Source organism: Lactobacillus melliventris, assembly GCF_042679465.1.
Classification (GTDB): domain Bacteria; phylum Bacillota; class Bacilli; order Lactobacillales; family Lactobacillaceae; genus Lactobacillus; species Lactobacillus melliventris.
The window spans coordinates 40092-52277 of the sequence record NZ_JBHTMT010000009.1; the positions used below are offsets into that span (position 1 = coordinate 40092).

Annotated in this window: 11 protein-coding genes; 3 read left to right on the plus strand and 8 right to left on the minus strand. The window is 35.3% G+C overall.

Going from position 1 to position 12186, the window contains the following annotated elements; all coding sequences use genetic code 11:
* The first annotated feature begins 94 nt into the window (after nt 1–94).
* Nucleotides 95–1900 (plus strand): FAD-dependent oxidoreductase, encoded by a 1806-nt coding sequence (locus ACFQ32_RS09425; protein WP_046324056.1) that lies wholly within the window; start codon nt 95–97, stop codon nt 1898–1900.
* 394 nt (nt 1901–2294) lie between these two features.
* Here ACFQ32_RS09425 and ACFQ32_RS09430 read toward each other — a convergent pair whose 3' ends face one another.
* Complete coding sequence (locus tag ACFQ32_RS09430; protein WP_046324055.1) at nt 2295–3260, minus strand: NAD(P)H-dependent flavin oxidoreductase; 966 nt, start codon at nt 3258–3260, stop codon at nt 2295–2297.
* Nucleotides 3261–3373: 113 nt separating this feature from the next.
* Here ACFQ32_RS09430 and ACFQ32_RS09435 point away from each other — a divergent pair, with 113 nt between their 5' ends.
* Nucleotides 3374–3928 carry a TetR/AcrR family transcriptional regulator gene (locus ACFQ32_RS09435; RefSeq protein ID WP_052724606.1) on the plus strand — a complete coding sequence of 185 codons (555 nt, stop codon included), beginning with the start codon at nt 3374–3376 and terminating at the stop codon, nt 3926–3928.
* Between the two features lie 142 nt (nt 3929–4070).
* Here the strand turns inward: ACFQ32_RS09435 and ACFQ32_RS09440 are convergent, their stop codons facing one another.
* The 4 genes from ACFQ32_RS09440 to ACFQ32_RS09455 form a co-directional block, all read right to left on the minus strand.
* Nucleotides 4071–4775 carry an ATP-binding cassette domain-containing protein gene (locus ACFQ32_RS09440; protein WP_046324054.1) on the minus strand — a complete coding sequence of 235 codons (705 nt, stop codon included), beginning with the start codon at nt 4773–4775 and terminating at the stop codon, nt 4071–4073.
* 15 nt (nt 4776–4790) lie between these two features.
* The gene (locus tag ACFQ32_RS09445; protein ID WP_046324052.1) at nt 4791–5549 is read right to left on the minus strand and encodes a hypothetical protein; all 759 of its coding nucleotides are present in this window, start codon (nt 5547–5549) and stop codon (nt 4791–4793) included.
* A 399-nt stretch (nt 5550–5948) separates the two neighbouring features.
* Nucleotides 5949–6227 carry a DUF2087 domain-containing protein gene (locus ACFQ32_RS09450; RefSeq protein WP_046324050.1) on the minus strand — a complete coding sequence of 93 codons (279 nt, stop codon included), beginning with the start codon at nt 6225–6227 and terminating at the stop codon, nt 5949–5951.
* On the minus strand, nt 6217–7815 hold the full coding sequence (locus ACFQ32_RS09455; protein ID WP_046324049.1) for an ABC transporter ATP-binding protein: 1599 nt from the start codon (nt 7813–7815) through the stop codon (nt 6217–6219). Before ACFQ32_RS09455 ends, ACFQ32_RS09450 begins: the two co-directional genes overlap by 11 nt.
* Nucleotides 7816–7956: 141 nt before the next feature.
* On the opposite strand from ACFQ32_RS09455, the gene ACFQ32_RS09460 reads away from it, so the two are divergent.
* The gene (locus tag ACFQ32_RS09460) at nt 7957–8802 is read left to right on the plus strand and encodes a helix-turn-helix domain-containing protein (protein ID WP_046324047.1); all 846 of its coding nucleotides are present in this window, start codon (nt 7957–7959) and stop codon (nt 8800–8802) included.
* On the opposite strand, the gene ACFQ32_RS09465 is transcribed toward ACFQ32_RS09460, so the two are convergent.
* From ACFQ32_RS09465 to ACFQ32_RS09475, 3 genes are read right to left on the minus strand one after another with little or no spacing between them, the layout of a single operon-like run.
* Nucleotides 8799–9668 carry an ATP-binding cassette domain-containing protein gene (locus ACFQ32_RS09465; protein ID WP_046324044.1) on the minus strand — a complete coding sequence of 290 codons (870 nt, stop codon included), beginning with the start codon at nt 9666–9668 and terminating at the stop codon, nt 8799–8801. The genes ACFQ32_RS09460 and ACFQ32_RS09465 overlap by 4 nt on opposite strands.
* 1 nt (nt 9669) lies before the next feature.
* Nucleotides 9670–10932, minus strand: a complete 1263-nt coding sequence (locus ACFQ32_RS09470) for a tellurium resistance protein TerC (RefSeq protein ID WP_046324042.1) — start codon at nt 10930–10932, stop codon at nt 9670–9672.
* A complete protein-coding gene (locus tag ACFQ32_RS09475; protein WP_046324041.1) occupies nt 10929–12047 on the minus strand; it encodes an ABC transporter permease subunit in 1119 nt (372 codons plus the stop codon). The genes ACFQ32_RS09470 and ACFQ32_RS09475 overlap by 4 nt, the downstream gene beginning before the upstream one ends.
* Nucleotides 12048–12186 lie beyond the last annotated feature (139 nt).

The window sequence follows — 12186 nt, forward strand, 5'->3', positions numbered from 1 at the left end:
TAATAACTGATATTTATTTTACTTATAAGTATAAATAAAATATACTAATTCCGAAAGCGATAACGATAAAATTAAATATTTTAGAGGTAAAACTATGAGTCAATATAGTGCAGAAGAAAAAGGGTTCCACGGCGTAATTAAAGCTGTGATTGATGTCGATGAAAATAAAGGCAAAATTAAGCAAATTTGGGCTGAAAATGTTACGCCCAATACGGTAGGTGCAGCGGGAATTCAAAATTGGTTGGAAAAAGCCAACAAAGAAAACTCTGTTGAAGTTGATGCCATTTCAGGTGCTTCAATTTCAACTGGTGCTTTAAGAAAGGCTGCCATCAAGGCTGCTAATGAAGCAGGAATAAAGACGAAAGCCAATGTAGATGCAGTTTCAGGTGCTTCGCAACCGAATTCTCACACAAAAGAAAATGGTATTCCCGAGCTTGCAAATTATCCGTTACTTAAAGAAACGGTTACCGATTATGATGTAGACGAATATGACGGTGAATATGACTTGATTGTTGTTGGCTCCGGTGGTGCCGGTTTAGCCGCTGCTGCTACTGCGGCAGAAAATCACGCTTCCGTGATGGTAATTGAAAAGCAAGGCATCGCTGGCGGTACAACTAACTATTCTGGTGGTGTCATTCAAGCGGCAGGTACGAAATTACAAAAAGAAACTACTAAATATCAAAATGATTCTCCTGAAAATCATGAACAAGAATATTTAAAAGCAGGTGAAGGTCGTGTTTACCAAGATTTAGTACATGATTTTACCCAAAACTCTCCGAAAAATATTGAGTGGCTAGCCAACATGGGCATTAAATGGACGAATGTCTATGGCCACACTGAGATTCCTTATGCTAAAGACCATTTTGCGGATCGAATTCATGTTTATGAAAATGGTGGTGCCAGCGGCAACGGTATTATTTTAACCCAGCATCTACTTAAATATGCTCTAAAACAGGGAGCAGAAATCACCTATAACACTGCTGTGATAGGATTAATTACAGCTGGAGACGGCACTGAGCGTAAGGTGATCGGTGTTGTTACTGAAGGAAGAGACCATCAGCTTAAATATCTAAAAGCAAGACGCGGCGTCATTTTAGCAACAGCCTCGATTGACCAAAATGTAGCATTAGCTAAGGACTTGAGTCCTCAACATTATGAAGACGTTAAAGCCCATCATTGCTGGTCTGTCTTAACAGATCAAGGTGATGGCATCGTGATGGGCATGGCAATTGGTGCAGCTGTTACCGGCTTTGGCGGGACAATTGACTTTGATGCCAGAACCGGCAATGGTACTGATGATCGCGTTCCTACAATTCCCTCAATTTTTGTTAATGGCAATGGCTTAAGATTTGTTAATGAAGATGCAACTTATGCTTATGAATTCCGGGCAATTTTTAACCAGGAAAAGCAATTAGACAAACCGACTTATCAGATTTTTGGTGCAGATTCTATTAACGAAAAAACTAGCCCATGGAACCCAGAATCATTAGAGAGCGATGTCAAAAGCGGTTTGGTAGTTAAAGCCGATTCACTCGAAGAATTAGCAAACAAAATTAATGTTCCTGAAGCAAACCTGGTTAACAGCGTTAATACTTGGAATAAAAATGCCGCTAATGGCGCAGATCCAGAATATAACAGAACAAATGGTGTAAGACCTTTTTCCGGACCTTACTACGCATACCGCAATACGCCAGGTAATTTAGGCGCTTTAGGTGGACTAAAGATTAATAAGAAATGCAACGTACTTGATGTTTATAATCAACCTATTACGGGTTTGTACGCAGCAGGACTCAATGCTGGCGGCTGGCTTGGTTCATACTATCCTGGTTCTGGGACAGCCATCGGTGGCATCGTTCATCAAGGCCGACGTGCGGCAAAGTCAGTTTTAGGTTTAGAATAGTCACATAAATATAAAACTGTTCTTACTTTATATTAAAGTAAGAACCAAAATTAGTAAGTTTCTTAGATTCTAACTAAAAACTGACTCTTTAATAATTAGCAAACAAAAAAGCTCTATTGTTGGGATAGAGCTTTTTTCTGTGATTCCAGTGGAATCGCTAAACTATTCATACATTTATACTTTAGCATAAAATTTTTGCAAAAAGAGAATTACCAATTTTCAAAGTAATAGTTCTTAATCAGCAACTTTATTAAGATATTTTTGGCTTTATTTAGCTAAAAGCATAAGAGCAGCTTCACGGCTAGACATATTATTAAATTCGCATGACGCCTGACAGCATCACCCTGTGCCGCAATCATTTCCTTATTTTTGCAGGGGACAATTAGTACTCAATCTACAACTCTACATTTTCCAATGAGTGCAGAACATTTTTAGTATCTTGTAACACATCCGCAATAATCTGTTTAACAGATTTTGTTTCTTTAATTAGGCTCAAATCTTGACCAACCATAATTGCGCCATTTTGTGTATCACCTTGATACATCCCCATTTTAATGGTTTTAGCATCAAGACCAGCTTCTTTTTGAGCTGCTTCAGCCTTCAAATGAGTAGCTTCTAAGTCTTTGATCTGATCAGAAAGGTTATTAGCGATCATTCTAAAAGGCGCATCATTAGCATAAGAAACTTCGGCAGTAGCCATATCTCCTGCAGCAATAATTGCTTGTTTTGCTTTATCACTAATCGGTAACTCATCTGCTACTAAAAAAGCAGTGCCCATTTCTATCCCTTCGGCTCCCAAAGCAAATGCTGCAGCACCACTATGGCCATCTACAATACCACCAGCAGCTACTACAGGAATATTAATTGCCGCTACCACTTGTGGTACTAAAGCCATTGTGGACTCAAAAGAAACATGGCCGCCACCTTCCCAGCCTTTGACAACTACCAAATCAGCTCCTGCTTTTTCTGCAGTGACCGCATCGGCCAAATAACTGGCCTTGACAATTATTTTCATACCGAGTTTATGCCAACGGGGGAAATACTTTTGGCATAAAGCGCCATTAAGTCGCATAGCATCAGCATAAACTACAGGCGGCCTGGTTGCTGTCAACACTTCATCCGCTTGCTGAACAATTCCGTCCTGCATGATTGCGTTAACGGCAAACGGCTTTTCAGTCAATTTTTTAGTCTGGTTAATTTCTGCAATGCTTGCATCTTTAGGCATATAACCTAAGCCCAATACGCCCAAACCACCAGCGTTTGAGACTGCAGACACTAAAGGAGAAAGTGAAGTAAACGCCATTGCACCCTGAATTACGGGCTTTTCAATTCCTAATACTTCTTTTACTCTATTTACCATTTAGTTTTTACCTCCATCACTTATAAATTTGCTAAAATTAGCATAACGATTCCTTGGTTAAGGTGTAATGACAAATATTTAAATTTTGTCGAGTCAGAAGAAGGCATTACTTAATGGAAAAGCAAAATCCCAGTTTAGAGTTACGCCTAAGTAACGCGTTATTTAGCTTGTTAAGTGATAAAGATTATGAACAGATCACAATCTCAGATATCACCAGAAAAACTAAAGTGGCCAGAACAACTTTTTACATTTGTTTCGACAATAAAGATGAATTGCTGCGCTTTTCTATTAACCGGTATATGATTCCGTTTGTAGCCGGTTTGCGCAACTCACTTGAACTTAAACCTAAAGACAACATGACTAGAACTATCGCGGCACTGAGCGACATAGCACCACAAATTAAATTTCTACCACTTTTACTTAGCATTAAAACCACAACATTTAATCCCAGTCGCGAAATCGAAAATAATGTTAAAAACGAAATCAGACAGATATTACAAAAACAACAAATTGATCCCGCTATTTTAGAATACTTTGCCAGTCTCTATTTTGTCAGTTTATTAGAAACACAAAAATGGTGGGCCCAACATCCAAAGGTTGCTCCCGCCAAAGTCGCTCAACTAATTCACCAAAGCTGCTATCACGGACTTATTTCACTTCTTAATTAACAAAAAAAGAACCAAGTAGTTATTAGCTTCTTAGTTCTATTTGTTAATATATAGTAATGCATTGCTGATTAATACACCTTGCAACCAAAATAGTCTGTTCAGCTTAATCAGTTTTATTACCTCTTATAAATCAAAAGGATAGTTACTCTTGATTTAACAAGATATTGCCTGATCGCATTTTCTTAAATGCAATATCAATATCATCTGTATCTGCAATGTGTAACATTTCACTGTAGGTACCTTGAAAAACACATTTTTTGTTCCCAACGAATACAATATGCGCCTGCATGGAATCTAATTTATCCAGCTGGTGTAAAGTCATAATGACTTTTTTCTTTTTCTCAACAACTAAAGATACAATTAAGTCTAGAATTAAATTTTCAATATAACTGTCAATTCCACTAAGAGGTTCATCGAATAAATATAATTCCCGCTCCATTATGCTAGTACAATAAACCATAACAGATTGGTATTCCCCACCAGATAAAGACCTTAGTTTAGTATTTGCCAGGCCTTTTATAATCTCATTATAAAAACGAGTTTGCGCATTAGTAATTGTAACAGTATGATCATTCATTGATTTAAAAAAATTTATTACTTGTTTTACCGTTAGTTCATCAAAGAAAGACATATTTTGAAATTTATAAATAATATTAGGCATAGAAGGAAAATCTATCATAGCTGTAGCAGGACGATCAATAAAGCCGTAAATTAGATTAAGTAAAGTCGTTTTACCAGCACCATTACCGCCAATTATTACATTTAACTGATCGGCAATAAATTTTGCGTTAAAATCGGCAAAGATTTCTTTATTTTTATAAGAAAAGTTTAAATGCTTAATTTCCATATTGTCTCCTTACAACTATTTTTCAAAAACTGTAGAAATATTTTGTTTCGCAATAAAAATCATCCCAAATACGACATAAATTAGAATAACGATCAACAAATTAACAAAAGTAGCCCAATTTACTCTAGAAAACATCATTTGCATTATTACTTCATACCCCTTCATTAGGTATTTAACAGGTGTACATAGCAATAACAAATTTAATAGTTTGTTTTTTGCTTCAACAGCTGACACCATGAATGAGGCCAAAATAATTAATGTAATAACAATATTGTAAGTTTGCAACTTTAATTTTGTTGTTAGCAAAAAATACAAGCCCATAGTTAAAGGCAAAACCAACACAGTCGCAGCTATGATAGTGGTTAACAGTAAATAACCTAGATAGGCAAAAGACTTAAACATTAGTGCGGTAATTAAGTTAAATAGAAATAATTCTATTATTAAAAACGTCCATTGCGATAAAAATTGACTAATCAGTACTAGATATTTTGAATTGGTTACCATGTAAATAACTTTATAATAGCCATAGTCACGATACTCAACCATTGCCAGAATCACTGAGTTTAGAACAGTTGTTAAAGCAATATAGGCAAAATAGTATGCACTGCCGCTAATTAGTTTACTCTTACTGACAGTATAGTTATTAATAAAAACCGGAGCGTTAGATATAGCAAAATATATAACTGGAAAGACAATGTTAAACATTAAAGCAATTTTGTTGCTAAAAGCATTAATAAGGAAAATCTTGTAGAGCGAATAAAACTTTTTTTTCATATAGAAATCTCCGTGAATATTACCTAATATTTTGAAATAGTTTAAGCTTATCGCCTAAAAGGTGTACTCAAATTTAACTAAGAATCAAAATTCAGCTAATTTTCATTTCAAATAGATTCTCAGTTTAGCAACAACAGTCAATTTTTTAGTCTTCACTGTACGATAATTATGAAAATTATATGTTATTTTTATATACCAGTCAATTAAATTTCATATTTTTGATATTTAAAGTTATAAACATACTCCTTTTAGTCTTCCTAGATTATTTTATATTGCAGTTGCTATTACACAAATTAAGTTTTACTACAAAGTCTACTAAATTAACCTGTAGCTTTTTGCCAAAACAAAAAGAACAAGCGGTTAATGCGCCACTTGTTCTTAATTATATTAAATTAAATCCTATTCCTTTACCCCAATTTCTTCATTCAACCAGTAAGTTCTACCATCATCCGTTCTCTTTAAAAGATGATTTTCAATTAGGTCTCGTCTTCTAGTAACATAGTCTGACACAAAGTGCATTAAAATCAGGTTCACTTCCTGCTCAGAATATTTTTTAGCTGGTTCAAATTTAGTTGCCAAATATTGTAAAATCAACAGCCGGTTTTTAGCCTTACCAGGCCATACTTTAACAACTCCATCATCATCAATATAGCGCATTAATACTTCTTTATTCTTCATTTTCTCCATTTAAATTAATTATTCGATCAAACAATGATTTTTCAGTAGCAGAAATTTTATGAGCCACTTCAATTACTGCCAAATTAGGCTTTTTTAATAACGTTTTATGAATTGCAAGTGACAGCTCTGGATCAAGGGCACTAGTAGCCTCATCTGCCAGCAATACGGACCGTTCAGAAAGAAAAGCACGTGCAATTTCAATTCTTTGGATTTGTCCTCCGGATAAATTTGCCCCCTTTTCACCAACTTGATAGTCCCAGCCTTTTTCATCTATGAGCTCTGTTAGTCCCGCCGCTTCGACTGCTTTAGCCAAACTTGCTGGGGAAACCTTTCGACCTAATAAAATATTAAATTTGATTGTATCATCAAAGATAAATGGCTTTTGGTTAACGTAACTAAAATTATCGTGAGCTTCAGCCCAATTACCGGTAACATCTTTATCATCAATAAAGACATGCCCCTCGCTTGGCTTAATTTTACCCAACATTAAGTTTAACAGTGTAGTTTTACCCCAGCCACTAGGTGCCATGAGTAAAATTTTTTCGTTAGGTGCTACCGTCAAATTAAGATGAGCAAAAATCTTTCTTCCACCTTGACTATAAGTGGCATCTTCAACTTTCAAGCCAGTAAATTGACCAGTTTTCGCACTTTTAGTACTGTCAGCTGAAAAAGACAGAGCCTGCTCTACTTTATCCCACATCGGCTTAGTAGACTTGATTGCATTCAATTGTTCAAAAATATTAACTATCGGGTTAATAAATTCATTTGATAGTTGCACTATCATAATTAAAGTACCAACACCAATTTGACCTTGCAGCATTAAGATGGCACCTACTAGAAACGGTAAAATAAAGCTGAAAATATCTGCGAAAGCCATAATGACTTCTCCCGCTGCAGCTTGTGTGAAGTTTAATGACTTCAATGCCTCTTCCATTCTTTTGGCACTGTTAACGACTTTACTAATAGTCGAACTTTGAGCATCATACAATCCAACAGTTTGCGCTCCGTTTAGCCCGTCATTCACACTCTGGGTATACGAAACATTATTTGTCTCCCAGACTTTTGCTTTGGCTTGAATAGTTTTGGTAAATGCCCTTTGCACCAGTCCGGGAATTAAAGTAGTTACCATAAAAATTAATGTTAAAATCCAAGAATTGATTAAACCAACCACAACTGACAGTAGAAAAGAAGCTAATTCTGCAATGATCATTAGTTCATTTGTAGTCTTAGACGTTTCAATTTGTTTAAGATCGTTGGTCATCAGGCTTAAGCCGTCCTTTTGTGAATCACTGCGTTGTTCAATCAGATAACCCATCGTTTTCTCTTTAAGATAAACATTGACATCTTGAATAATAGAACACTTGATATAGCGGTATACAAAATTAGACAACATAATAATTAAGATTGTTGCAGCACCAATGCCAGCAATTTTAATTAAATTACTACTGTCGCCTTGACGATATTGCGCTGCATTTAACATGATCTTGGTGACATAAGCAATCACAACATTGCCAAATGCACTGATCATTGCTAAAAGTGTGTAGGCACCAAGTTTCCATTTAGGCGCAAATTTTAACGAAGATTGCATTTTGTTACTCCTTTTTTACTATTAAAAACGATTGTAATGTTTTAAATTAAGCATATTAAAGCATGAATTATTTTTGAGATTTTTTTACTTCTCATATATGAGAAAAAAGTGCCATAATATCTTAAAAAGGACAAAAACATCATGCAATCTGGAAATGAATTTAAACAATTAAGAAGAAAACAGCATATTACGCTTAAAGAAGCAGCTAAAGGTATTTGTTCCATTCAGATGCTATCCCGGTGGGAAAATGATCAAGGCCATATGGACTTTAACCGGGTATTAAAACTATGCGAAAGAATCAGTTTATCAGCAACTGAATATATTGCGCTTGCCAAACTAGACCCGCAGGATCATATTGCACTTATTTTAGAAGAATCTTGGAGCAACCACGATAAAGACTATTTGGAAAAACTGGCTCAATCGGCATTAAATAAATACAAGTTAAGCCAAGATCCTTTTGACCTGGACTATGCAGCAATTGCCTGCAGTTTGTATTATAAAACTTCACAGCACAATATTTTTCCTATAGCCCAGCAAAATGAATTAAACCAGCAATTAAGTAAAATAACTGTTTGGGGTCATGAATTTCTCTCACTGTTTGCCAATGTTATCCCTATTATTAGTCCCAGAATCATTTACCAAATTTCTGTTCAGGTTATCAATCATATTTCTTTTATTAGAAAAGCAGGAGAAGGTACATTTCATTTTGGTATAGCAGCACTATTTGAAGGTGTAATCGGCTTAATTACAAATAATCAGTTTAAATTTGCAGATAAACTGCTCACACAAATAAATCAGATTGACTTACCAGATAACGAAATGTTGCTAATTGTTGGACGCAAATTTTTAAATGCAATTCTCACCTTTCACAATACTGCCAATGATGATCTAGCTGTTTCTATCATTCATTTTTTAACCAGTATGAACATGCAAACTACGGCTACTTACTTTTTACAAATATTAAATCGGGTTAAAGCTCTAAACTAATTATAAAATTTGTTAAATAAGTCTTCGATATCAATTCTTTCAACCGAGTACTGAATATCGACTTGCACTAGGTTTGCTAGCAGCTGAGTCAACTTATCTGGAGTAATTTCTGCCAAAGGAACCAGTAGCAGATTATTGGGCAGAGTCTCATAATGATAATCAGATAGCAGCTGAGTAGCTTCAGGACTAGACTGCATTTTTAAATAACGCTTTTTTTGCTTTTTATTGTCTAAATCTTCAATGATATGTCCCTTACCCATAAATAAGACTCTATCAGCATACTGCTGCAAGTTGGACAAAAGGTGTGAGGCCATAATGATCAGCTTCTTTTCTTCTTTTAATTTAAGAAGTATTTGTGAAATTAAAGCCACATTCTGAGGGTCGAGTCCATTCATTACCTCATCTAAAAGCATTACTGGAGAATCAGCTGCTACTACCATGGCAAAGCAAAGTCTCTGTTTCATTCCCAAAGAATATGTCTGCACTTTCCGATCAACATAACTTTTCATTTGCAAGTCAGCGATAATTTGATCAACAGGTTTAGCAGAATTGTGCCAAAGATCAGCATATAAATTAAGATGATCCCGCCCCGTCATGAAAGGAAATAAATCGCTTTGCTCGGGAAAAGAGCAGATTTGCTGGTGCAATTTTATCGTATCTTTTTGACTTTGATAACGTGTACCTTCATACTCAACAAACCCTTTTTGCGGTGTTAAATTATGCAAAATAACATTAATCAGAGTTGACTTACCTGTTCCATTAGGAGCAACCAAGCCAACTATTTCACCTTGTTTAAATTTGAGGTTAATGTCATCTAAAACAACATTTTTCCCAAAAGCCAATCTGACATCTTTTAGTTCTAACATTTTAATCACCCCGCCTAACTAAAGGAATACTTTTAATTTGGGTAAACAGAAACAGTAATATTTCAATGGCAAGCATAGCTATAAGTAGTGGCCCTAGTCCTGAGTTAAAGCCCCAACCAGGAGTATCCATTAAATAAGCTAAATTGCCTGTAGTGCTGTCACCAATTGAAAAATAAGTCATGGGCAGCTTCTCCAACACCGGATGAACAAAGCCCATTCCGAATGAGAAGTACAGTACTTTGGCACTGATGGCAAACAGACTACTGAGCATCCCTGCCACATATTCATTACGTAGAGTCAAAGACAGCAAAATTGTGAGCCTGATAAAAATAAAGGAAACAATGATTGCAAAAATAATGAATTGCAAATAATACATACCCAGCGTTTCCGTTTTAAAGATAAGTTTGAAGTCAATCCGCCCTAAATAGGCGACTGTATTCAATTTTAATGACCCCATACCATATTTAGGTGCGATACAGAGAAGAGCTATTACACTAGCTACAATAAAATCTAGTAGCACTCCTACTTCGACAACCCCTGTTTTAAGCCAGAGAATGGTTCGTTTACTTAAGGGAATATTTTCCAGTACCGTATAATATTTCCGGTCATTAGTCACAATATCAGCTGTAAAGAAGCAAACTATTACTACTAATATTAGAACTGTCCAGCCAGAAAGCGAATTTTGCATTACCTGCAAAGCCGTGCGCTCTTCTAGAATATTTTTATTCAGCGGCGTTTGCCTGTTCTTTTTACCAGCTAAAAGTGCATTGTATAAATGACGCGTGCGTTGATAACCAAAATGCCCATCCTGCTGGTAATTATTACTTTTATTATAAGCAGCTGGATACAAGAAATTTTGGTTTCCTTCTATATGAATCAGATTATCAATATATTGATAACGTTTGCTAGCATACTTAGTATATGTTTGCAAATCATTTTTCTTTAAAGCCCTTAAAAGCTGTTTATCGTATGCTAAAACTTTGGGATATGTACCAACTGCATCTATCGCACCCTTACTGGGAAAATAAAAATAACCCGGTTTATTGGAATAAGCTATCTCTTGCCGTGCTACTTTGAGAAAAGCTGTGTCGTCAATATATTCTTTTTGAATTGGTTTAGCATCGACTTGCTCAATTACTTCATGATTGGGCACACTGACCAAACCAAAATAAAGAGACATAATAATGGTAGCAATAAATAGACCAATATTTTTAGGATTGAGCAAAAATGCCTTTAATTGGAAAAGAAAATAGCGCCATCTCATCGTGCAGCCCCCTTTTTATTAACCAAATACCTAAACCAAACTACACAGACAAGTGACCAAATTAGCAATATTACTGCTGCGGTGGCAAAATTTAGTCCTGCAAATCCAGTTTTACTTGCCACAGTGCCGTTAAGCACATCATTAACGTTTAAGTATACAGACGGTAGCCAAGTAATGGCTTTAAGCAACTTGCTCGGTAAATAAGATAAAACATAAAGAGCAATACCAATAAAGGTACTTAAATAAACGTTTTTGGTTAGTTGGTTAAGAAGCAGAGTCAGACTGGTCACAAAGACCACTAAGACCGCTGTATAGAACAAAAAAATTAAGCAATCCAGCCATATAGGAATTGCCCTAATTTTATTAAAATAAAAAACATTAGGATAATTCAAACTGCGAAAGCCGTTAAGAAGGCCGGCAAACAGATACGCGCCAATTAAACCAATAATTAATGGTATTAAAGTTAAAACCAGATTAATCATTGTTTTACCTTTTACTTCATCTTCTACGCGATACGGAATGTTACGTAAAACCGTTTCATGATCTAATTTAACCATCCACACATCATTAGCAATAAGCAAGATATAAAAGAAGATCAGGACAGCTATGAAGTTCACAATATAAATTAAATAAGTTACAGATACTTTTGAGCTCATTGCAGGTGGTATATGATGCCGGTAAAGATATTTATATGTAACCAGTCCCTGATGCAGTTGGTATTTAGGGGGGACATTTAAGGTGCTGGCACCTAAATAATTATTTTGATAACCATCAAGCATAGTTTGAAATAAGTTAAGTGAACTCTCTAAATATGTTTGTGGTGACTCTAAAACTTCACCATTTTGCAGGCTGGCAATACAACCTTCCTGGGCGTTTAAATTGTCATAAGTTTGTTTATATTTTTGCTTACGTAATAAGTTACCGTTAAAATAGCTGATATTAATTTCCAGTGAGTCATAGTATGACTGCCACTGACGGTAATTGTCGCCCAGATTCTGATTTCCAACTAATAAAACGAAGAAAACCATGAACACAATTAAGGCTCCCATTAGCAGAATGTTTTTCTTAGATTTGCGTGCAATATTGAAATTGGCTTTAAAATACGTGCTCTTCATGAATAATAACACCTGACTTTATGAAACTCACTAGAAACCGGTAAAAGTAATTAATAATGATTTTATCATATTTTAATCAAATTTATTATGGGTTTTAAAGGATAGTGGCTAAATTTAAAACAAAAAATAATCTCGTTTT

Coding starts and splice junctions, on each gene's coding strand:
- ACFQ32_RS09425 (WP_046324056.1), top strand. CDS start 95: ATGAGTCAATATAGTGCAGAAGAAAAAGGGTTCCACGGCGTAATTAAA.
- ACFQ32_RS09430 (WP_046324055.1), bottom strand. CDS start 3,260: ATGGTAAATAGAGTAAAAGAAGTATTAGGAATTGAAAAGCCCGTAATT.
- ACFQ32_RS09435 (WP_052724606.1), top strand. CDS start 3,374: ATGGAAAAGCAAAATCCCAGTTTAGAGTTACGCCTAAGTAACGCGTTA.
- ACFQ32_RS09440 (WP_046324054.1), bottom strand. CDS start 4,775: ATGGAAATTAAGCATTTAAACTTTTCTTATAAAAATAAAGAAATCTTT.
- ACFQ32_RS09445 (WP_046324052.1), bottom strand. CDS start 5,549: ATGAAAAAAAAGTTTTATTCGCTCTACAAGATTTTCCTTATTAATGCT.
- ACFQ32_RS09450 (WP_046324050.1), bottom strand. CDS start 6,227: ATGAAGAATAAAGAAGTATTAATGCGCTATATTGATGATGATGGAGTT.
- ACFQ32_RS09455 (WP_046324049.1), bottom strand. CDS start 7,815: ATGCAATCTTCGTTAAAATTTGCGCCTAAATGGAAACTTGGTGCCTAC.
- ACFQ32_RS09460 (WP_046324047.1), top strand. CDS start 7,957: ATGCAATCTGGAAATGAATTTAAACAATTAAGAAGAAAACAGCATATT.
- ACFQ32_RS09465 (WP_046324044.1), bottom strand. CDS start 9,668: ATGTTAGAACTAAAAGATGTCAGATTGGCTTTTGGGAAAAATGTTGTT.
- ACFQ32_RS09470 (WP_046324042.1), bottom strand. CDS start 10,932: ATGAGATGGCGCTATTTTCTTTTCCAATTAAAGGCATTTTTGCTCAAT.
- ACFQ32_RS09475 (WP_046324041.1), bottom strand. CDS start 12,047: ATGAAGAGCACGTATTTTAAAGCCAATTTCAATATTGCACGCAAATCT.